The organism is Hydrogenophaga pseudoflava (assembly GCF_004353865.1).
In the GTDB taxonomy this organism is placed as follows: Bacteria; Pseudomonadota; Gammaproteobacteria; order Burkholderiales; family Burkholderiaceae_C; genus Hydrogenophaga; species Hydrogenophaga pseudoflava.
The window spans coordinates 4,767,844-4,787,543 of sequence record NZ_CP037867.1; the positions used below are offsets into that span (position 1 = coordinate 4,767,844).

The 19,700-nt window shown below is 65.1% G+C and carries 21 protein-coding genes; 8 read left to right on the forward strand and 13 right to left on the reverse strand.

Annotated elements, in window-relative coordinates; translation table 11 throughout:
- The first annotated feature begins 27 nt into the window (after positions 1–27).
- Entirely contained in the window at positions 28–795 is a 768-nt protein-coding gene (locus tag HPF_RS22885) for an oxygen-binding di-iron domain-containing protein (RefSeq protein WP_066159346.1), read from the forward strand.
- Here the strand turns inward: HPF_RS22885 and HPF_RS22890 are convergent.
- The gene (locus HPF_RS22890) at positions 777–1,211 is read right to left on the reverse strand and encodes a DUF3717 domain-containing protein (RefSeq protein ID WP_133157939.1); all 435 of its coding nucleotides are present in this window, start codon (positions 1,209–1,211) and stop codon (positions 777–779) included. The genes HPF_RS22885 and HPF_RS22890 overlap by 19 nt on opposite strands.
- A 344-nt stretch (positions 1,212–1,555) precedes the next feature.
- Here HPF_RS22890 and HPF_RS22895 point away from each other — a divergent pair, with 344 nt between their 5' ends.
- Together HPF_RS22895 and HPF_RS22900 are read left to right on the forward strand one after the other, a co-directional pair.
- Complete coding sequence (locus HPF_RS22895; protein WP_079364831.1) at positions 1,556–2,311, forward strand: TerC family protein; 756 nt, start codon at positions 1,556–1,558, stop codon at positions 2,309–2,311.
- 80 nt (positions 2,312–2,391) lie between these two features.
- Positions 2,392–2,742: a phage holin family protein gene (locus HPF_RS22900; protein WP_066159355.1), complete on the forward strand. Its 351-nt coding sequence runs from the start codon at positions 2,392–2,394 to the stop codon at positions 2,740–2,742.
- Here the strand turns inward: HPF_RS22900 and HPF_RS22905 are convergent.
- Complete coding sequence (locus tag HPF_RS22905) at positions 2,725–4,293, reverse strand: M48 family metalloprotease (protein WP_133157940.1); 1,569 nt, start codon at positions 4,291–4,293, stop codon at positions 2,725–2,727. The two genes, HPF_RS22900 and HPF_RS22905, sit on opposite strands and share 18 nt — an antisense overlap.
- A gap of 61 nt (positions 4,294–4,354) precedes the next feature.
- Here HPF_RS22905 and moaC point away from each other — a divergent pair, with 61 nt between their 5' ends.
- Positions 4,355–4,855 (forward strand): cyclic pyranopterin monophosphate synthase MoaC, encoded by a 501-nt coding sequence (gene moaC / locus HPF_RS22910; protein WP_133157941.1) that lies wholly within the window; start codon positions 4,355–4,357, stop codon positions 4,853–4,855.
- 26 nt (positions 4,856–4,881) lie between these two features.
- Here moaC and tfpZ read toward each other — a convergent pair whose 3' ends face one another.
- From tfpZ to sucC, 9 genes are all read right to left on the reverse strand, one after another.
- Complete coding sequence (gene tfpZ / locus HPF_RS22915) at positions 4,882–5,652, reverse strand: TfpX/TfpZ family type IV pilin accessory protein (protein ID WP_133157942.1); 771 nt, start codon at positions 5,650–5,652, stop codon at positions 4,882–4,884.
- Between the two features lie 97 nt (positions 5,653–5,749).
- The gene (locus HPF_RS24110) at positions 5,750–6,295 is read right to left on the reverse strand and encodes a pilin (protein ID WP_133158218.1); all 546 of its coding nucleotides are present in this window, start codon (positions 6,293–6,295) and stop codon (positions 5,750–5,752) included.
- 300 nt (positions 6,296–6,595) lie between these two features.
- The gene (locus HPF_RS22925) at positions 6,596–7,147 is read right to left on the reverse strand and encodes a pilin (RefSeq protein ID WP_133157943.1); all 552 of its coding nucleotides are present in this window, start codon (positions 7,145–7,147) and stop codon (positions 6,596–6,598) included.
- A gap of 186 nt (positions 7,148–7,333) precedes the next feature.
- Positions 7,334–8,137, reverse strand: a complete 804-nt coding sequence (locus HPF_RS22930; RefSeq protein ID WP_133157944.1) for an MBL fold metallo-hydrolase — start codon at positions 8,135–8,137, stop codon at positions 7,334–7,336.
- A gap of 35 nt (positions 8,138–8,172) precedes the next feature.
- On the reverse strand, positions 8,173–10,422 hold the full coding sequence (locus HPF_RS22935; protein ID WP_133157945.1) for a CHASE2 domain-containing protein: 2,250 nt from the start codon (positions 10,420–10,422) through the stop codon (positions 8,173–8,175).
- Between the two features lie 54 nt (positions 10,423–10,476).
- Positions 10,477–11,097 (reverse strand): FHA domain-containing protein, encoded by a 621-nt coding sequence (locus tag HPF_RS22940; RefSeq protein ID WP_066159395.1) that lies wholly within the window; start codon positions 11,095–11,097, stop codon positions 10,477–10,479.
- A gap of 39 nt (positions 11,098–11,136) precedes the next feature.
- Positions 11,137–11,925 (reverse strand): Stp1/IreP family PP2C-type Ser/Thr phosphatase, encoded by a 789-nt coding sequence (locus HPF_RS22945; RefSeq protein WP_066159398.1) that lies wholly within the window; start codon positions 11,923–11,925, stop codon positions 11,137–11,139.
- 188 nt (positions 11,926–12,113) lie between these two features.
- Positions 12,114–13,007 (reverse strand): succinate--CoA ligase subunit alpha, encoded by an 894-nt coding sequence (gene sucD / locus HPF_RS22950; RefSeq protein ID WP_066159401.1) that lies wholly within the window; start codon positions 13,005–13,007, stop codon positions 12,114–12,116.
- Between the two features lie 15 nt (positions 13,008–13,022).
- Entirely contained in the window at positions 13,023–14,183 is a 1,161-nt protein-coding gene (gene sucC, locus HPF_RS22955) for an ADP-forming succinate--CoA ligase subunit beta (RefSeq protein ID WP_066159404.1), read from the reverse strand.
- A 183-nt stretch (positions 14,184–14,366) separates the two neighbouring features.
- Between sucC and argC the strand changes: the two genes are divergently transcribed.
- Positions 14,367–15,290, forward strand: a complete 924-nt coding sequence (gene argC, locus HPF_RS22960; RefSeq protein WP_133157946.1) for an N-acetyl-gamma-glutamyl-phosphate reductase — start codon at positions 14,367–14,369, stop codon at positions 15,288–15,290.
- Between the two features lie 11 nt (positions 15,291–15,301).
- Here argC and recX read toward each other — a convergent pair whose 3' ends face one another.
- Together recX and recA are read right to left on the reverse strand one after the other, a co-directional pair.
- Complete coding sequence (gene recX / locus HPF_RS22965) at positions 15,302–15,751, reverse strand: recombination regulator RecX (RefSeq protein WP_079364814.1); 450 nt, start codon at positions 15,749–15,751, stop codon at positions 15,302–15,304.
- Between the two features lie 8 nt (positions 15,752–15,759).
- Positions 15,760–16,854: a recombinase RecA gene (gene recA, locus HPF_RS22970; protein ID WP_066159414.1), complete on the reverse strand. Its 1,095-nt coding sequence runs from the start codon at positions 16,852–16,854 to the stop codon at positions 15,760–15,762.
- Positions 16,855–16,991: 137 nt separating this feature from the next.
- On the opposite strand from recA, the gene HPF_RS22975 reads away from it, so the two are divergent.
- Genes HPF_RS22975 through HPF_RS22985 form a run of 3 tightly spaced genes read left to right on the forward strand, consistent with a single transcriptional unit; the run spans position 16,992 to position 19,688 of the window.
- Positions 16,992–17,480 carry a MarR family winged helix-turn-helix transcriptional regulator gene (locus tag HPF_RS22975; protein ID WP_133157947.1) on the forward strand — a complete coding sequence of 163 codons (489 nt, stop codon included), beginning with the start codon at positions 16,992–16,994 and terminating at the stop codon, positions 17,478–17,480.
- Positions 17,481–17,523: 43 nt separating this feature from the next.
- Complete coding sequence (locus HPF_RS22980) at positions 17,524–18,192, forward strand: response regulator (protein WP_066159418.1); 669 nt, start codon at positions 17,524–17,526, stop codon at positions 18,190–18,192.
- Positions 18,193–18,218: 26 nt separating this feature from the next.
- Positions 18,219–19,688, forward strand: a complete 1,470-nt coding sequence (locus HPF_RS22985) for a sensor histidine kinase (protein ID WP_079364812.1) — start codon at positions 18,219–18,221, stop codon at positions 19,686–19,688.
- Positions 19,689–19,700: the final 12 nt, after the last annotated feature.

Genomic DNA, 19,700 nt, shown 5'->3' on the forward strand with positions numbered 1-19,700 from the left:
GGCGCACGCGCCCCAGGAGCCCCCGTCATGGCCATTGAACTGTTCAACCAGAACGGGCACGTCTGCCTGATGTTCGCCCATCTCAGCGACGAGGGCGGCGAAGCTGTGCAGGCCAACCAGTTCCTGGTGATCGATGGCGACCAGGGAGCGGTGATCGACCCGGGCGGCAACATGGCGTTCAACGAGTTGCTGCTCACCATCGGCCGCTATTTCCCGCCCAACAAGCTCACCGAGATCCTGGCCTCGCACGCCGACCCGGACATCATCGCCTCGCTGGACCGCTGGATGACCAGCACCCAGGCCACGCTCTACATCTCCAAGCTGTGGGAGCGCTTTGCGCCCCACTTCTGCAAGCCGGGCAAGACCGCGGGCCGCATCATCGGCATCCCCGACCCTGGCATGCGCATCAAGCTCGGGCGCAGCGAAATCATTGCGCTGCCGGCGCACTTCATGCACGCCGAGGGCAACTTCCAGTTCTGGGACCCGGTCAGCAAGATCCTGTTCTCCGGCGACCTGGGCGTGTCGCTGGGCACGTCCAAGGACGCGTCCGCCCCCATCACCAGCCTGGGTCCCCACCTGGCCCGCATGGAAGCCTTCCACCGCCGCTACATGGTGTCGCAGAAGATCCTGCGCCTGTGGGCGAACATGGTGCGGGACCTGCCGATCAAGATGATCGTGCCGCAGCACGGCGCGCCGCTGGCGGGCGACGCGGTCAAGGAGTTCATCGGCTGGATCGGCGACCTGACCTGCGGGATCGACAACGTGACGCAGGCGAACTACACGATTCCGGCCTGACCCGTCTTCTCCTCAATCGCGCGCTCGGCATAGCGGTTGAAGCGCCAGGCGTCGCCTTGCAGGGTGATGCGCCGCCACACCCCCCGTTTTTCGGCCGGACTCATGGCTGTCCAGTGCTGGACTTCATCGAAACTGCGGCCGCAGCCCTTGCACACCTCGTCGCCCTGGCTGGTCGAGCAGATGGCGATGCAGGGCGTGTCCGGCGTGGTGTCGAACCAGGCCAGCCAGGCCTGGCGGGCCGCGGGCGGCAGGGCCGCCTCGTCGGTGTCGGTCTGCCGGTGGTAGACCATCAGTGCATAGACCTCGGCCAGAGCACGCAGGGGCAGTGTCAGAGGCATGGCTGCGTCGGACGAGGGTGAGCGCTCACGCCAGTAGTTGATGGCTGCCTCGATGTCGGTGATGTGGATGCCGGCCATGGGACGGCGATGATACGGTGTGGAAAGTGCTTACCTGCAATCAGGGTCGAACAGGAAACCGCGCCGCTACAATCGCCGGACTCGAAGGGGAGTAGCTCTCCGGGAGGAAACCGCGCCAGGCGCACCGTTTCAACCCGTTCGGGTCGTCGTCAGGACGAAGCACATGCTTCCGGCGATCCGAGCCCGGTGCCCGCCACCGGCCTGAGCAAGACCTTTGGACCGTCCCTGCGGACCGATCTAGGCCTCACTGCCCCTTCGCGCCGATGTTCACCATCTGGCGCCGAGGGTCGGTCTGCGCCGGAACCGGCCTGTCAGGGGCCCACCACCACACAACGAGGCATCCAATGGATTTCCTGACTTCACCCGAGTTCTGGGTCGCTCTGGGACAGATCATCATCATCGACATCCTGCTCGGGGGCGACAACGCGGTCGTGATCGCGCTGGCCTGCCGCAAGCTGCCGCCTGCGCAGCGCACCAAGGGCATCATCTGGGGCACGGCGGGCGCCATCGTCCTGCGCGTGGTCCTGATCGCGTTCGCCATGACGCTGCTGAACGTGCCCTTCCTCAAGCTGGTCGGCGCCATCCTGCTGGTCTGGATCGGCATCAAGCTGATCGCGCCTGACGAAGATGGTCACGGTGACATCCAGGGCAGCGACAAGCTGTTCGCCGCCATCAAGACCATCATCGTGGCCGACCTGGTAATGAGCGTGGACAACGTGATCGCCATCGCCGGCGCCGCCCAGAACGCAGGCGAGCACTCGCTGCTGCTGGTGGTGCTGGGCCTGCTGATCTCCATCCCCATCATCGTCTGGGGCAGCACCCTGGTCATCAAGCTGATGGCCCGCTTCCCGGTGATCATCGTGGCCGGCGGCATGCTGCTGGGCTGGATCGCGGGCGGCATGCTGGTCACCGACCCCGCCTTCGTGAACCCGGACAAGTGGACCTGGATGCCCAAGCTGGGCTCGGTGGACACCCAGGGTCTGGCGGTCATCTCCGACACGCTGTACTGGACCGCCCACGTCGCCGGCGCCCTGCTGGTGCTGGCCGTCGGCAAGTTCGTGGCCTCGCGCCAGAAGCCCGCGGAAGAAGCCGGCGCCTGATCGCCCGAGCGCTGAACGCCCCCTGGGCGGCCTTCCGAAAGGGGGCCGCCTTTTTTCATGGCCGGTGCTATGCTGGCCGCATGAAAACAATCGTGACCTGGCTGCTCGCCGCCTGCGCCTTGCTTCTGGTGGCCTACCTGTACCCCGGCGTGCAGGTGCAGAGTTTCACCTCGGCCCTGATCGCCGCCTTTGTGATCGGCCTGTTCAACATGGTGCTGCGCCCGATCCTCGTGCTGCTGACCCTGCCGGTCACGCTGATCACGCTGGGGCTGTTCCTGTTCGTGATCAACGCCCTGCTGTTCTGGGCAGCCGCCAGCGTGCTGGACGGCTTCCACGTCAACGGTTTCGGCGCCGCGCTGCTGGGCTCGCTGATCTACTCGGCGATCATGCTGGTGGTGGATGCCGCGGTGAAATCACTCCTGTCGCGCTGAGTCGCGCAACAGCTCCTCGACTTCGCGCCGGCGCACGTCGACGATGGCCAGTTCCATCGGGTCGGCGTTGCGGTCCGCCGGCGGCAGCATCTGCGCGGCGCGCAGGCGGTCGAGCGCCCCGCCGTAGTCCATCTGCGCCGCCCGCGCTTCGGCCTCCGAGCGCACGGAGCGCAGGCGCTGACCCAGCGCGGCCTGCATGCGCGAAAGGGTCTGCCAGGCCTGCGCATCCTTCGGCTGTGCCACCACCCAGGCCTGCAGGCGGGCGGCGGCCCCGGCCAGGGCCCCCTGGCTGGCCAGCGCCGCCTGAGCGCCGAACAGCAGATCGGCCCGCGTGCTGCCGGCGAGCGCCTGGTCCCGCAGTGTGGCCAGCGAAGCGTCGTTGAGCGCCCGGGCATTCGGCCCAACCAGAATCTCCAGCTGCAGCAGAGCCCAGGCGTCCTGGGTACCCGGCGCTGCGGCGGCGCGGCCCTGGCGCGCGATGGACAAGGCCTGCGCCGACTGCCCGAGCCGGTGGGCGGAGAGGGCTGCCGCGTACTGGGCCGCGGGCGCGGCGTTGGGCGCCTGCCCGGCCTGCAGCCAGGCGCGCTGGCGGTCTGGCCCGTTCTCCGACAGCACCCGGGCACGGGCCGCCATCAGTGAATGCAAGGCCTTGGGTGGCGTAGCCGCCGGCCCTGTGACCGGAGCACCAACGCGTGGTCCGGCCAGTGGCGCTTCGGCCAGCGGCACCCGGGCCCGCATGTCGGCCATGCGCTCGCTGGTCAGCGGGTGGCTGCGCAGATAGGGGAACGACCCGTCGTCATTCAGCCGGGCCGCCTGCTGCAGCTTTTCGAACATGGTCACAAAGCCCAGTGGCTCAAATCCGGCGCCGGTGAGCACACCGAAACCGACGCGGTCGGCCTCGCGTTCCATGTCGCGCGAGAAGTTGAGCTGGTTCTGGATCGCCACCGCCTGGCTGCCGGCGATGGCGGCGTTGGCCACATCCACATTGGCCCGCGCCGCCAGCACCCCGAGGATCATGGCCCCCATCAGCCAGGGCGCTGCCTGGTCCTGTTTGGTGAGCATGCGCGCGATGTGGCGCTGCGAGACGTGGCTGAGCTCGTGCGCGAGCACGCTGGCCAGCTCCGCAGACGACTCGGTCGCCGCCACCAGCCCCAGGTGCACCCCCAGGTACCCTCCCGGCAGGGCGAATGCGTTGACCCGCTTGTCGCGCGAGATCAGCAGTTGCCAGGCCAGCCGGTCCGACAGCTCGGGCGGCACGTCGCCCCTGGCCCGCGCAGCGCCCAGCAGCGGCTGCCAGAGCGTCTGCAGGTAGTCGACCAGCACCGGGTCGTCCAGATAGTCCGGGTCGCGGTAGATGTCGCGCGCGATGCTGTCGCCCAGCCGTCGCTCGGCCGCGATCGACATGCCCGCGCCGTCGCCCAGCGAGGGCAGGTTGACACCGGACTGCGCGCGCGTGCCCGCCGAGGGCGGTAGCAGCAGCGCGGCAGCGAGCACGGCGACGGACCAGCGGCGGAAACGCGGCGACAGCGGGGGGCGGGCGTGGAAAACCATCCCCGTATGATGCCGCCAAGCCCCAGAGGTTTCTGTAAAGACCGCGCAAAGAACCGCCACCATGTCCGACGCACCCACCCAGCCGCCCAGCCCGCTCACCCACTTCGACGCCCAGGGCCAGGCCCACATGGTCGACGTGTCGGCCAAGGCCAGCACCCACCGAGTGGCCATCGCGGAAGGCTGCATCACCATGCTGCCCGCCACGCTGGCGCTCATCCGCAGCGGCAGCGCCAAGAAGGGCGACGTGCTGGGCATCGCCCGCATCGCGGGCATCCAGGGCGCCAAGAAAACCAGCGACCTGATCCCCCTGTGCCACCCGATTGCACTCACCCGCGTGGCGGTGGAGTTCGAGGTGGACGAGGCGTCAAGCAGCGTGCAATGCCGCGCAACCGCCGAATGCACCGGCCAGACCGGCGTGGAGATGGAAGCCCTGTCCGCCGCCAGCGTGGCGCTGCTGACGATCTACGACATGTGCAAGGCCGTGGACCGCGGCATGACCATCAGCGGGGTACGGCTGATGGAGAAGCATGGCGGGAAGAGCGGGCGTTTTGTGGCGGGGTAGCCCGACCCTCCGAGACGGCCTGACCGTCAGAAGAAACCGTCCTTCAACAGGAAGCCGGCCAATTCGCCTTGCTGGTCAAGAATGGCTACGGCATCAACCCGTGCGCGCACCGGCAAGAAGCGGGCTTCGTTGACGGAGACCCCCATCAAGCCCAGTTCAGCAAGCAGCTGGTCGCGGTCTCCAGCGTAGCGGTCCAACAGAACAGTCACCGGGTGCGCAATCTTCAAAGCCGTATCGCGCACCGCAGCGTCGTATGGAATCCAGAAGCCAGGCCGCTGGCTGGTATCAACCCCGTCAAAAATGGCTGCCGTCAAGGCGTCGTTGCGCTCTTTTCCGGCCTCGGTCTTGCGAATCGCAATCAATCGAGGGCCATCCCAGGGCAGCGACCGAAAGGCTGGCAACGCGTCCGGCAACTCCTTCTCCACAACCTCGGCGGCAGCGATGACACGAAAGCGATCGTTTTCAAACACAAGCGCCACAGGCCGAGCCAGCTGAACCGAATACAGCCCGTAAAAAAGAGCGGCCAATTGCAGCCCCGCAATGGTGGCGATGTCTTTGCGCAAATGGTTGGCTGACTTGCGCCGGTCATAGACCGCCAATGTCAACAAAGGCCCCATGACCACATCCACGGTAACGATCAAACTCAGCAGGCGGGTGCCGCCGGCCAAGTCGCGATAGGCACCTGGGAACCAGACACCAAAGACCAATGCAGCGACCGCGCTGGCCACCACCAGCGAAACCAGCAAATGCAGGCCAGAGGCCTTCAAACGCTCGATGATTTGTGTCGAGAGATCCATGTTGCCCGAAAGTCTAGCGCCTTGGCCCAGGGGCTCGGGCCATGCTGTGGCGTGCGGCAACTGTAGGTGATCAGGCAACGCCCTTACCCATGTGGCATCAACGACATTCGCTGGGTGCAAACCTGCCCGGCAGGGTGCCCGCTGTGCCCAGCATGCCTCGCGCCGTGGCCACGCCAACGTCGGCCGACTGGCAACTCCAGTCTATCGGGCCCGTGACGTTGGCCGCGAATGCCAACCCGAGCGCCACCGGCCCGCCTCCCGCCTGCACCCACGGTGTCAGCACCAAGGTCTGACCATCGATCGGTCCGGCATTCCCGCTGAAGGTGATGATGATCTCTCCGTCGGTGGCGGCATCGGGGGCACTGGTGACCAGCACACTATTGACATATTTGCTGCGAGCACCCATGCCCCCAGCCTGGTCGTTCCATGTCATGGCTGTTGCGGTCAGGTTCTGCTGTGTGGCCGACCCCACACCGACCTGGCTCTTGACATTCGCGGCCAATGAAAGGCCTTCGGTCACACGGGCCCGAACCGTGAAATCCTGATAAGCAGGAAGCGCCACCGCCGCCAAGATGCCGATGATGGCCACCACGATCATCAGTTCGATCAGGGTAAAGCCTTGTTGTCCGGTTGAGCGAGTCATGACAGCCATCCTTGAAGCAGATTCCACGTGCACAGCACTGGCATTTCCTGTGCCAAGTCCAGGTTGAATGCTTTTGGATTTGTTTTTCAGATGCACCGCCGTGTTTGCGACAAAATGTGTCAGCGTCATTGACGGTTTCTGTTCGTCGCAGTCAAATTCCGTCCACACGCCCCCGGATTGATCACGGGACGTGAGCACCGCCTTTCCCGCATGGGGCTGGCAGAAACAAAAAAAAGGAGTGCACGAGGCACTCCTTTTTTTGGGGCGTGGACCGGTTTGAGCGGTCCAGACACTACCGGATCAGCGGCAATCGTTCGGAGCGAACTTGGCCGGCAGGGTACCTGCGGTCAGAGCGGGCAAACCACGGGCGGTACCCACGAGGTTCGTATCGGAGGCGCAGCCCCAGTCCACCTGACCGGTCACACCCGCGGCGTAGCTGGCGCCCAGCTGCTCAACTGCAGCGACGTTACCAGCGCCACTGCCGTTGATGTACGGGGTCAGCACCAAGGTGGAAGCGTCAGGGATGCTACCGATGTTGGTTTCGTCGAACTCGATCGTGACTTCACCGGTATCTTCAGCGATCTGAACACTCTGCACGTACTTGCTCTTCGCACCGTCGCCACCAGCTTGTGCGTTCCAAGTTGCAGCAGCTGCCTGCAGTTCGGGCAGGGTCGCAGCGCTGTCACCAATCAGGGTCTTGGCTCCACCAGCCACCGACAGACCTTCCGTCACGCGGGCGCGGATCGTGTAGTCCTGATACGCCGGCAGCGCCACCGCAGCCAGGATACCGATGATGGCCACCACGATCATCAGTTCGATCAGGGTGAAACCTTTTTGCAGGGAACGCTTCATTGAAAACTCCTTGAAGGGGGTTGTGGGTTGAGACGGTTGCTCCTTCGCATGGAGCGTGCCAGTCCGATTTGCCCTGTTTTTTGAGTGCTATTTCACGCCTCGCCCGCTGCAAGTGACGATTTGTGTCCTCTGTCGCCTGCGGTCACTGACAATTTTTGTCACCCGACCCTCGGGGGACAAAAATTGTCACAGATCGAAGGTCTGCCCCGCGCTGAGCCAGCGGATGTCGTGGCGCACATCGTTCGGGCGGTTGGGTGCGTCGTCGAAGCGGCGGATCTCTTCCATGATCAGCCCGGTTTCCGCCGGCTTGGTGTGGGTGATGTAGATCGGGAAGCGGCGGCCGCGGTCGATCTGGTCCAGTTCGTCGGCCAGCGAACTGGGCGCCAGATGCAGGCTGCGCTGGGCCAGTTCGCGTTCGCGGTCGCTGAACGCGGTCTCGATGATCAGCATGGCCACATCGATCCGGTTGACGCGCTGCCAGAACGCCGGGTTGCGCTCGGTGTCGCCGCTGAACACCCAGTGGCCGCTGGGGCTGTCCACCGCATAGCCCACGGCCGGGACGGTGTGCACCGCCGGCAGCACCTCGATGCGTTTGCCCCCCACGCGCAGCAGTTCGCCCACGGTGATGGACACAAAGCGCATCAGCGGCGTCTCTGCGCTGGGGATGGTCGAAAAATCGGGCCAGATCAGGTTGTTGAAGATGTGCACCCGCAGCGCGGAGATGGTGCCCGGCAGGGCGTGTACCACCAGCGGCGCGGCGCCCGCCGCCAGCCGCCGCGCGGCGACGGCATCGAGCATCAGGGGCAGGCTGGCCACATGGTCGAGGTGGGAATGGGTGAGCAGCACATGGTCGACCCGGGCCATTTCGTCGAGGCTGAGGTCGCCCACCCCTGTCCCGGCGTCGATCAGCACATCGTCGTCGAGCAGGAAAGAGGTCGTCCGGCAGCCTTGCGATATGGCGCCCGAGCAGCCCAGTACGCGTACCCTCATCAATGTTCCAGGAGTTGGTGGCCCGTTCGGGCGGGTTATTTGGTGTCGAACGCGGTGGAGCCGTCCCAGTCGGGCGGTGCCGGCTCGATCCGCATGGAGACTACCCGTTCGGCGTAGAGCCGGTAAAGGACTTTTTTGGCATTCTTCCGCTGCAGCTTCTCCAAATGAGCAAGGCAGCGGTCCCAGTTCTGCTGGCGCCAGGCCTGCAGTGCCTGCTCCCATTCTCTCAACTCGTCCGAAAGTTCCGGCGTCATCTGATCGCCGGCGCACAGGGGCGTGTGGATCTCCACAACCTGCGCCTTGCCCTTGACCCGCACCCGGTCCAGCTCCTGCCAGACGAAGTCCGGCGCCTGCTGGCGCGTGGACCCGCTGGCCACCACGTCGACGCCGTACACACGGGTCAGCCCCTCCAGCCGGGCGCCAAGGTTCACGGCGTCGCCGACCACGGTGTAGCTGCGCCGCACGTCCGATCCCATGTCACCCACGCACATGTCGCCGGTATTCAGCCCGATGCCCACACCGATGGCAGGCTGATTCGCTGCCTGGCGTTCGCGGTTGATGGTCGTTATCTCGGCCGCCATGTCCAGCGCCGCCTGCACGGCCAGCGCCGCATGCCCCCGGGTGTCGACAGGAGCACCCCAGAAGGCCATCACACAGTCCCCCATGTATTTGTCGATGGTGCCGCGGTGGTGACGGATCACCCGCGTGAGTCGGCTGAACACGGTGTTGAGCAGCGACTGCAGCCCGGTGGGCGTCATGGATTCGGCAATGGCCGTGAAGCCGCGCATGTCGCAGAACAGCACGGTCAGTTCCCGCGTACTGGCTTCCATGCTGTAGCTGTCGGGGTCCCTGACCATCTCGTCGACCAGCTCCGGCGGCACATAGGTGCCGAACAGCTGGACCAGCTCCCGCTTGGCCCGGCTTTCCACCAAGTAGCCGTAGCTCATGTTGATCACGAAGGTGAGCCCTGCCATCACCAGGGTGCCGGCCATGGGCAGTGCCAGACCATGGCCCAGGTACAGCCAGGTGTTGAGCCCCACCACGGCGGCGAATACCGCCAGGCTCAGGCCTACGGCACCGGCAGCGCCCACCAGAGGCAGCCCGAACGCCAGCACCATGCCGGCCAGCAACAGCACGACCAGCTCGTAGCCGGCGGCGTAGTCGGGCCGGGCGACCAGGCGACCATCCATCAGCGCGGTCAGCACGTTGGCATGGGTTTCGACGCCTGGATAGGCCTCGCCCACCGGGGTGGCGCGCAGGTCCAGCAGCCCAGGCGCGGTGGTGCCCAGAAGCACGATGCGGCCCTTCAGCAAGTCAGGCGCCACCCGATTGGCCAGCACATCAGACGCCGAGACATAGCGGAACGAGCCGCCCTGCGGGCCACCGGGTCCGCGGAAAGGCACCAGCACCGCCACTCGTTCGTCCACCGGGATCTCCAGCGTTCCGCCGTTCTTGCGCAGAGCGATGCTGCGGGGCCAGTCGTAGCGATCACCCACTGCGGGCTGCGGCGGATAACGCGGCTCGACCGTCGGCATGCCGGTGATCGTCCGGAACATGGCAAGGGACAAGGATTCGTAGTACGCCCCGCCGTGCTCGGCCAGCAGGGGGAGGGAGCGCACCATTCCGTCGTCACCGGGCACGGCATTGAAGAATCCCGCCAGTGGCGCAGCAGACGCCAGACCCGGCAGGTTGGCGCCGTAGCCCGTCCACTGCGTGGCCTGCAGAGCGCGGCCCTGCAGGTCGGCGCGCCTGAGCACGGGCTCTGGCAAAGTCCCGGATGTCCGCCCGCCGGATTCGTTGCTGAAATAGAACCCCATCACCACCGGCCGTCCGCGCAAGGCGTCGGCCAGGCGCCGGTCGTGGTCCAGCCCCTGGCGCAGACGTGAGAGCGCCCCTGAGAACTCTGGAAGATCTTTGAGGTCTTCGCGTGCCAGCCGCTCCAGTTGCGGCAGGCCGGAACTTTCGTCCGGCTCGGCAAACACCGTGTCCATGCCGAGCAAGGCGATCTGGTGGCGATCAAACAGCGCATCCACCAAGTCCGCCACGCGGTTCCTGGGCCAGGGCCAGCGCCCCACCTCGGCCAGGCTCTGTTCATCAATGTCCACGATCACCACGCGCTCGTCCAGGGTCGCCGGCATGGTCCAGAGCAGGCGCGCGTCATAGAGATGGTCGTCGAGCCGCTGCAGGCTGTCCAGAGGCAGCAGACCCAGGACGTGCAGCACACCCAGCAGAAGCGGCAGCAGGGAAACGGCCACGCGCCGGCCATGTCTGCTCAAGGCCCGCATGAGGCGTTTCATGACAAGCGGGCCGCCTAGGCGGCGACTCCCGCAGACAGAACGTCAGGCCTGGACGAACTGCATCTGGGTGCCGGCCAGTTCGATCATGTCGCCGTTCTGGAGGTTCACGGCCTCGGTGGTCAGCGCCTTGCCGTTCACCGTGGGCTTGACCGCCCCCTCCACCAGCGCCACAACGAAGCCATGCGGACGGCGAGTGATGGCCGCCACGGCAACACCGGGCTTGCCGATCGTGGTCACCACCTTGACCAGCGGCACCTCGCGGCCAGCCGCCGCCCCCGACATGACCCGGATGGAGGCTTCACCCACCGTCGAAGGCTCGGATGCCACCACCGCACCCGAATTGATCACTGTCGTTTTTTCCTGCTGATCGGAAGCCCCTTCGTGGAAAAACTTGATCTTGTACTTGCCGATCTCGACGGTATCGCCGTTCTGCAACTGCTGCTTCTTGATCGCCTTGCCGTTGACGTACGTTCCGTTGGTGCTGTTGAGATCTTCCAGGAACACATCTGCACCCGACATCTGCATGACGGCATGCTCGCCGCTGACCGCCAGGTTGTCGATCACGATGTCGTTGTAGGGCCGACGGCCCAGCGTCGTGCGATCCTTGGTGAGCTGCACTTCCTTGATGACGACGCCGTCGATGGAAACGATCATTTTCGGCATGGCCGACTCCTCTGGAACCTAATAACTAATGCCAATTGTTTACGGCTGCCCCAGCATACGCGACAACAGGCCCCTCTTGACCGGTTTGGCGCGGGCCTGGGCCAGTATCACCGAAATATTATCGCGACCCCCGTTGCCATTGGCGCAGTCGACCAGGCTGCGACCCGAGGCCTCGAGCCCAGCCTCCTCCAGCAGGATCTCTGCGATGCGCTCGTCGGGCACCATGTCGCTCAGACCGTCGGAACAGAACAGGTAGATGTCGCCGTCCTCGACCCGGAACTCGTTGACTTCAAGCAGCACAGTGTCTTCAACACCCAGCGCCCTCGTCACCAGATTCTTGTGGGTGGCAAATTGCGCCTGCTCCACCGAGATCAGCCCGGCATCGATCTGCTCCTGCAGCAGCGAATGGTCTCTGGTGATCTGCTGAAGGGTCCCGCCCCGCAGGCGGTAGCAACGCGAATCGCCCACGTGCCCAATCATGACCCGGGCGCCCTGGAACACCCCCATGACCAGCGTGGTGCCCATCCCCGCATACAGCGGATTGGAATTGGCCGCATTGAAAATCGACCGGTTGGCGTTGTCGACGCAGATCTCCATGGCCCGCTTGAGCTCGCGCGCATGCGCCTCGTGACCGCCCTCGGTCATCCAGCGGCCCAGTTCGTTGTGAATGAAGCCCGTGGCCATGGCACTGGCCACTTCGCCAGCGTTGTACCCACCCATGCCATCAGCCAGAACGACCACCTGATTGGCAGGATCGAGCGCGACCGAGTCTTCGTTGTTTTCACGAATCAGGCCGGGATCTGTCTGGCTGTAATACTCGAAGATCATGTAGACCGGTTTTATAGCTTGAATCAGATTCCGCGGCCGTTGCTCGCTGAGACATTTGTCACGCTTTGAAGACAGTCACCTGTCTTTTCTCGGCTTCAAACCCGGATGCCAGACTTTGAACCATCGACCGCCAACGGAACAAAAAAAGGCCACGAATGCGTGGCCTTTTCTCTCGTTGTTGACGCTGATTACAGCTGTGCCTTGAGCAGCTTGCCCAGCTCGGACGGGTTGCGCGTGATCACGAAACCACACTCTTCCATGATGGCCAGCTTGGCGTCGGCTGTGTCGGCACCGCCAGAGATCAGCGCGCCGGCGTGGCCCATGCGCTTGCCGGGAGGGGCCGTCACGCCAGCGATGAAGCCCACCACGGGCTTCTTCATGTTGGCCTTGCACCACTGGGCCGCTTCGGCTTCGTCCGGGCCGCCGATTTCGCCAATCATGATCACCGCGTCGGTGTCTGGATCGTCGTTGAAAGCCTTCATCACGTCGATGTGCTTCAGGCCGTTGATGGGGTCGCCACCAATGCCCACGGCGCTCGACTGGCCGAGGCCGACTTCGGTCAGCATGGCCACGGCTTCGTACGTGAGCGTGCCCGAACGTGACACCACGCCGATGCGGCCCTTGCGGTGGATGTGGCCGGGCATGATGCCGATCTTGATCTCGTCTGGGGTGATCAGGCCAGGGCAATTGGGGCCCAGCAGCAGGGTCTTCTTGCCGCCGGCAGCTTCCTTCGCCTTCATCTTGTTGCGCACCATCAGCATGTCCTTGACGGGAATGCCCTCGGTGATGCAGATGGCCAGATCCAGGTCGGCTTCCACGGCTTCCCAGATCGCATCTGCAGCGCCTGCTGGAGGCACGTAGATCACCGACACGGTCGCGCCGGTCTGCTGGGCTGCTTCCTTCACGGAGGCGTAGATAGGGATGTTGAAGATCGACTCGCCAGCCTTCTTGGGGTTCACGCCAGCGACAAAGCAGTTCTTGCCGTTCGCGTATTCCTGGCACTTCTCGGTGTGGAACTGGCCAGTCTTGCCCGTGATGCCCTGGGTGATGACCTTGGTGTCTTTGTTGATGTAGATCGACATGTGTGTTCTCCGGGCTTACTTGACGGCAGCAACGATCTTGGTCGCTGCTTCGGCCATGGTGTCTGCAGCGATGATGGGCAGGCCGGACTCGGCCAGCATCTTCTTGCCCAGCTCTTCGTTCGTGCCCTTCATGCGCACGACCAGCGGCACGCTCAGGTTCACGGCCTTGCAGGCGGTGATCACGCCGGTGGCGATGGTGTCGCACTTCATGATGCCGCCGAAGATGTTGACCAGGATGCCCTTGACTTTGGGGTTCTTGAGCATGATCTTGAAGGCTTCGGTGACCTTCTCGGGGGTGGCGCCGCCGCCCACGTCCAGGAAGTTGGCCGGCTCGCCGCCGAACAGCTTGATGGTGTCCATGGTGGCCATGGCCAGGCCAGCACCGTTGACCAAGCAACCGATGTTGCCGTCCAGGCTGATGTAGGCCAGGTCAAACTTGGAAGCCTCGATTTCGGCCGGATCTTCCTCGTCCAGATCGCGGAAGGCCACGATTTCGGGATGGCGGAACAGGGCGTTGGCGTCGAAGTTGAACTTCGCGTCCAGGGCCATCAGGTTGCCCTTGGAGTCGCAGTTCAGCGGGTTGATTTCCACCAGCGATGCGTCGGTGTCCATGTAGCACTTGTAGATCTTGGCAAACAGATCGACCGCCTGGTCCACGGAGCCGCCTGTCAGGCCGATGGCGGTCGCCACCTTGCGCGACTGCGCTTCGGTGATGCCGGTCAGCGGATCGATCATCTCGGTGATGATCTTCTCGGGCGTGGAGTGGGCCACTTCCTCGATGTCCATGCCGCCTTCGCTCGACGCGATCAGGGCCACCTTCTGCGTGGCGCGGTCGGTGACCAGCGACACGTACAGTTCGTTCTTGATGTCGGCGCCGTCTTCGATGTAGAGGCGGCGGACCTTCTGGCCTTCTGGACCTGTCTGGTGCGTGACCAGTTGCATGCCCAGGATATCCGTGGCGCGGGCCTTGACGTCGTCAATGCTCTTGGCCACCTTCACACCACCGCCCTTGCCACGGCCACCGGCGTGGATCTGTGCCTTGACCACCCAGACCGGGCCACCGAGTTTCTGCGCGGCTTCAACGGCTTCCTGCACCGTGAACGCGGGAATGCCGCGGGGGACCGGCACACCAAACTGACGCAAGATTTCCTTGCCTTGGTACTCGTGAATCTTCATGAGGTTTCTCTCGGACTGGGGTTGTTCGATCCGGCCAAAGGGCACAGCCGGTGCGCGGACTCGTGGACACGGCAACCGACGACTGTATCATGTTGCGACGCACCAATATATAAGCGCTAGCTTACATAATGCATAATTATCGAGCCCGTCGCTGAACCCTGACTGACACCAACAGGAGCCGCCATGACCAGAATCTTCATCGACGGCGAGGCCGGGACCACCGGCCTGCAGATACGCGAGCGTCTGCAACAGATGCCCGTCATCGAAATGTTGAGCATTGCGCCCGAACGGCGCAAGGACCCCGAGGCCAAGAAGGCCCTCATGGCAGAAGCCGACCTGGTGATCCTGTGCCTGCACGACGATGCGGCCATCGAGTCGGTCGCCATGGTCGACAGCCTGCCGGGCCGCAAACCCCGCATCATCGACGCCTCCACCGCACACCGCTGTCACGATGGCTGGATCTACGGCTTCCCCGAACTGAGCGCGGGTCAACGCGAGGCCGTGCAGAAGGCGGACCGCGTCGCCAACCCCGGGTGCTACGCCACAGGAGCCATCGCGATCCTGCGCCCCCTCATCGATGCAGGCCTGTTGCCCAGAGACTTTCCGGTGTCGCTGCCCTCGGTCAGCGGTTACTCGGGCGGTGGCCGCACCATGATCGAGGCCTACGAGGCCGGCACCGCACCGCTGCACGAGGCCTACGCGCTGGGCCTGTCGCACAAGCACATTCCCGAGATCCTGCGCTACACCGGCCTGAACCGGCGCCCCATCTTCATTCCTGCGGTCGGCAACTTCCGCCAGGGCATGCTGGTGCAGCTGCCCCTGCATCTGGACGACCTGCCCGGTCAGCCCAAGGCCAGCGATCTGCACGACGCGCTGGTGGCGCACTATGCGGCCAGCGCAGCGCAAGGCGGCTGGGTCAGCGTATTGCCCGCGACCAGCGACGGCAAGCTGGACGCCACCGCACTGAACGACACCAACCAACTCGAATTGCGCGTGTTCGCCAACGAGACGCACCGCCACGCCGTCGTCATCGCGCGCCTGGACAACCTCGGCAAAGGCGCCAGTGGCGCGGCCGTGCAGAACCTGCAGCTCATGCTGGGGCTGTAACGCCCGCCGTATCAATCGTCGTCCGCACCGCGGACCACACGACGGATCGCCTCGGCGCCAAAGCCGCGCGATGCGAGGAACCGCATCTGCTTGGCACGACCCGCCGCGTCCGCCGCGGGCTCGCCGAATTTCTTGCGCCAGACCTCGCGGGCCCGCTCGGTCTCGGTGCCCCGAAGCCGGTCCACCGCCTCGGCAACCGCCTCGGCACTGACGCCCTTGGCCTGCAGTTCCTGCTTCACGCGACCTGCGCCCAGCCGGGCGGACCGCCGGTGGATCACCGACTCGACCACCCGCTGTTCGCTGATGAAGCCCTTGGCCTGCAGCTCGTCCAGGGCGCGCTGCACTTCACCAGGCTCCTGCTCGTGGGGTGCCAGCTTCTTCTCCAGCTCGGCGCGCGAGTGTTCGCGGCCAGCCAGCAGCCGCAGCGCTCGGCCCTTGAGCGAGATCTTGTCGAACCCCACCGCAGGACTTATTCAGCGGCCTCGGCTTCGGTGGCCTTGGCCTTCTTGCCCTTGGCAACGGCCGGGGCAGCTTCTTCGGCTCCCGCATCAACCGGCAGCAGGGGCACCCCCAGCTCGGTGCGCACCTTGTTCTCGATCTCCACGCGCAGCTCGGGGTTCTCCTTGAGGAACTCGCGCGCGTTGTCACGACCCTGGCCGATCTTCTCGCCGTTGTAGGCATACCAGGCACCGGACTTCTCGACCACCCGGTGCAGCACGCCCAGATCAAGGATTTCGCCTTCGCGGCTGATGCCTTCGCCGAACAGGATGTCGAATTCGGCCGTCTTGAACGGTGGCGAGACCTTGTTCTTCACCACCTTCACCTTGGTTTCGTTGCCGATCGCGTCCTCGCCTTTCTTGATGGTGCCGGTGCGGCGGATGTCCAGGCGGACGGAGGCGTAGAACTTGAGCGCGTTGCCACCGGTAGTGGTTTCGGGCGAACCGAACATCACGCCGATCTTCATGCGGATCTGATTGATGAAGATGACCGTGCAGTTGGTCTTCTTGATGGTGGCAGTGAGCTTGCGCAGGGCCTGGCTCATGAGGCGGGCCTGCAGGCCGGGCAGGCTGTCGCCCATCTCGCCCTCGATTTCGGCCTTGGGCGTGAGCGCCGCCACCGAGTCGATGATGACCAGATCGACCGCACCAGAGCGCACCAGTGAATCCACGATCTCCAGCGCCTGTTCGCCGGTGTCGGGCTGACTGATCAGCAGGTCGGGCACATGCACGCCCAGCTTCTGCGCGTACTGGATGTCCAGCGCGTGTTCGGCATCGACGAAGGCGCAGGTGCCGCCGAGCTTCTGCATCTCGGCAATCACCTGCAGGGTCAGCGTGGTCTTGCCCGAGGATTCCGGGCCGTAGATTTCGATGACACGGCCACGGGGCAGGCCGCCGACACCCAAAGCAATGTCCAGACCCAGCGAACCGGTGGAGACCACCTGGATGTCCTCGATGGCCTCGCCTTCGCCCAGGCGCATGATGGTGCCCTTGCCGAACTGCTTTTCGATCTGGGCCAGCGCGGCCTGCAGGGCCTTGGCTTTTTCGGTATTGGTGGCGTTGTCCATGTGCGGTGCTCCTGTGTGTGAGTGGGTACTTGCATCAGTCTGTGGATTTATGTACAGGCTGGATGTCTGAACAGGAGTGTATCGCCACATAAACTTCTCACAAGCCAGTAAATGGTCAGTTTGCCTTACCATTTGCCATGCCTGTCTCACCCGCTTCCACGACCGCCGACGACCGCTGGCGGGCCACCCACCTGGGCCGTGTCATGGGTCGTGCGCTGCGCCGCTTTGACGAGCGCGTGCTGTTCCTGATGGCGCACGACGCCAATGTGCCCCTGGCCCTGTCCAACCTGGCCGCACGCGAGCAGATCGGCGCCGCCCACATCCACATCACGCGCCACCTCGCCCTCAAGGGTTCGCGCCTGACCGAACTGGCCGCCGCCGCAGGCATGAGCAAGCAGGCCATGGGCGATCTGGTGGCGCAGTGCGAGGCCTGGGACCTGGTGCGGCGCGAGCCCGATCCGCTGGACGCGCGCGCGCGGCGCATTGTCTTCACCGAGACCGGCCTGCTCTGGCTGGAGGCCTTCCGGCTGGCCGTGGCGCGGGCGGAAACCGAGTTCCGCGCGCAGGTCGGCACCGAGGTGGCGACCGTGGTCGCGCTGGGGCTGGAGGCGTATGCTTCGCGCTAGGCGCGCCACCTACAATGACCCCAGAACCCGTAAGGAGACACCCATGCGCATCCTGATTGCAGAAGACGACCAGGTCCTGGCCGATGGTCTGTTGCGCAGTCTGCGGGCCGCAGGTGCCGCGGTCGACCATGTGGCCAATGGCAGCGAGGCCGACGCGGCCCTGATGACCAACAACGAGTTCGACCTGCTGATCCTCGATCTCGGCCTGCCCAAACTGCACGGCCTGGAGGTGCTCAAGCGCCTGCGTTCTCGCGGCTCGGCCCTGCCCGTGCTGATCCTGACCGCCGCCGACAGCGTCGATGAGCGGGTCAAGGGCCTGGACTACGGCGCCGACGACTACATGGCCAAGCCGTTCTCGCTGCAGGAGCTCGAAGCCCGGGTGCGCGCGCTCACGCGCCGTGGCATGGGCGGCGCCAGCTCCACCATCAAGCACGGCCCGCTGGTGTACGACCAGGCCGGCCGCGTGGCCACCATCGACGGCAAGATGGTCGAACTCTCGGCACGCGAGCTGGGCCTGCTGGAGGTGTTGCTGCAGCGCGCCGGCCGCCTGGTCAGCAAGGACCAACTGGTCGAGCGGCTGTGCGAGTGGGGCGAGGAGGTAAGCAACAACGCCATCGAGGTCTACATCCACCGCCTGCGCAAGAAGATCGAGAAAGGCCCGATCCGCATCGCGACCGTACGGGGGCTGGGCTACTGCCTCGAAAAGATCTGAGCGCCTGAGCACCCTACTGCCCCGACATGCCCGATCACAAGCAGGACAGCCACCGGATCACCTTCGGACTGTTCCAGCGCGAGCAGCGCAGCCTGTTCGGTGAGATCCTCGACTGGATGCTCACGCCGCTGCTGCTGCTGTGGCCGCTGTCGCTCGCACTGACCTGGTTCGTGGCCCAGAGCATTGCGTCCAAACCATTTGACCGGGCGCTCGAGTTCAACCTGCAGGCACTCACACAGTTTGTCGTCACCAAGGACGACAAGGTCAGCTTCAACCTGACCCCGCAGGCGCGCGACCTGCTCAAGGCGGATGACAGCGACCTGGTGTACTACCAGCTCCGGGATGCCCGGCAGGGCGTGATCAGCGGCGAGGCCGATTTCCCGCCACCACCCGACACCAGCGTGCCGGCCGCCGGACGGGTGCTGTTGCGCGACGACGAGGTGCGTGGCGACGAGGTCCGCGTAGCCTACACCTGGCTAGCGCGGCACAGCGACCCCAGCCAGCTGGTGCTGATGCAGGTGGCCGAAACCAAGGGCAAGCGCTCGACGCTGGCCACGGAAATCATCAAGGGCGTGATGGTGCCGCAGTTCGTGATCCTGCCGCTGGCGGTGCTGCTGGTGTGGCTGGCGCTGGTGCGCGGCATCCGCCCGCTCTCCGACCTGGAGCAGAAGATCCGCGCCCGCAAGCCCGACGACCTCAGCCCGATCGAAGAGTCCTTCATCCCGCAGGAGGTGGCCCCGCTGGTGTCATCGATCAACGACCTGCTGACACGCCTGACCGCCTCGCTCACCACCCAGAAGCGTTTCCTGGCCGACGCCGCGCACCAGCTCAAGACGCCGCTGGCCGGCCTGCGCATGCAGGCCGAACTGGCGCAGCGGGAATCCAACCCGCAGGAGATCCGCAGCTCGCTGCAGCAGATCGCGCACTCCAGCACGCGCGCCACCCACACCGTCAACCAGCTGCTGGCCCTGGCCCGCGCGGAAACCACCGGCCGCACCCTGCCCACGGCGCAGATCGACCTCGCGCAGCTGGTCACTGGCGTGGTGCGCGACTCGGTGCCCCGGGCGCTGGAACACGGCATCGACCTGGGCTACGAAGGCCCGGACGAGATGCCCGAGATCTGCCTGATGGATGGCAACCCCACGCTGCTGCAGGAGATGACACGCAACCTGGTCGACAACGCGATCAACTACAGCGGTCGCGGCGGCGTGGTGACCGCACGCGTGCTGTTCGACCGTTTCAGCGGCGTACAGATCCTGCAGGTCGAGGACAACGGCCCGGGCATTCCGGAGAACGAGCGCGAGCTGGTGCTCCAGCCGTTCTACCGCGCCCTGGGCACCAACGTCGATGGCTCAGGCCTGGGGCTGGCCATCGTGCACGAGATTGCCCAGCAGCACGGGGCGTTGGTGATGATGGAGGACGCACACGCCGAAAGCCAGCGGCGCGGGCTGCGGGTGTCGATCCGTTTTGCCGCGCGCCGTTCGCCCGACGAATAGAGTTGTTGCCCC

Bases quoted from the DNA above. Each gene is read 5' to 3' on its own strand.
- moaC (WP_133157941.1), top strand. From the start codon at position 4,355: ATGTCCGACGCACCCACCCAGCCGCCCAGCCCGCTCACCCACTTCGAC.
- HPF_RS22930 (WP_133157944.1), bottom strand. From the start codon at position 8,137: ATGAGGGTACGCGTACTGGGCTGCTCGGGCGCCATATCGCAAGGCTGC.
- HPF_RS22940 (WP_066159395.1), bottom strand. From the start codon at position 11,097: ATGCCGAAAATGATCGTTTCCATCGACGGCGTCGTCATCAAGGAAGTG.
- HPF_RS22895 (WP_079364831.1), top strand. From the start codon at position 1,556: ATGGATTTCCTGACTTCACCCGAGTTCTGGGTCGCTCTGGGACAGATC.
- HPF_RS24110 (WP_133158218.1), bottom strand. From the start codon at position 6,295: ATGACTCGCTCAACCGGACAACAAGGCTTTACCCTGATCGAACTGATG.
- HPF_RS22935 (WP_133157945.1), bottom strand. From the start codon at position 10,422: ATGCGGGCCTTGAGCAGACATGGCCGGCGCGTGGCCGTTTCCCTGCTG.
- tfpZ (WP_133157942.1), bottom strand. From the start codon at position 5,652: ATGGATCTCTCGACACAAATCATCGAGCGTTTGAAGGCCTCTGGCCTG.
- HPF_RS22885 (WP_066159346.1), top strand. From the start codon at position 28: ATGGCCATTGAACTGTTCAACCAGAACGGGCACGTCTGCCTGATGTTC.
- argC (WP_133157946.1), top strand. From the start codon at position 14,367: ATGACCAGAATCTTCATCGACGGCGAGGCCGGGACCACCGGCCTGCAG.
- HPF_RS22980 (WP_066159418.1), top strand. From the start codon at position 17,524: ATGCGCATCCTGATTGCAGAAGACGACCAGGTCCTGGCCGATGGTCTG.
- HPF_RS22925 (WP_133157943.1), bottom strand. From the start codon at position 7,147: ATGAAGCGTTCCCTGCAAAAAGGTTTCACCCTGATCGAACTGATGATC.
- HPF_RS22890 (WP_133157939.1), bottom strand. From the start codon at position 1,211: ATGGCCGGCATCCACATCACCGACATCGAGGCAGCCATCAACTACTGG.
- sucC (WP_066159404.1), bottom strand. From the start codon at position 14,183: ATGAAGATTCACGAGTACCAAGGCAAGGAAATCTTGCGTCAGTTTGGT.
- HPF_RS22985 (WP_079364812.1), top strand. From the start codon at position 18,219: ATGCCCGATCACAAGCAGGACAGCCACCGGATCACCTTCGGACTGTTC.
- recA (WP_066159414.1), bottom strand. From the start codon at position 16,854: ATGGACAACGCCACCAATACCGAAAAAGCCAAGGCCCTGCAGGCCGCG.
- HPF_RS22905 (WP_133157940.1), bottom strand. From the start codon at position 4,293: ATGGTTTTCCACGCCCGCCCCCCGCTGTCGCCGCGTTTCCGCCGCTGG.
- HPF_RS22975 (WP_133157947.1), top strand. From the start codon at position 16,992: ATGCCTGTCTCACCCGCTTCCACGACCGCCGACGACCGCTGGCGGGCC.
- HPF_RS22945 (WP_066159398.1), bottom strand. From the start codon at position 11,925: ATGATCTTCGAGTATTACAGCCAGACAGATCCCGGCCTGATTCGTGAA.
- sucD (WP_066159401.1), bottom strand. From the start codon at position 13,007: ATGTCGATCTACATCAACAAAGACACCAAGGTCATCACCCAGGGCATC.
- HPF_RS22900 (WP_066159355.1), top strand. From the start codon at position 2,392: ATGAAAACAATCGTGACCTGGCTGCTCGCCGCCTGCGCCTTGCTTCTG.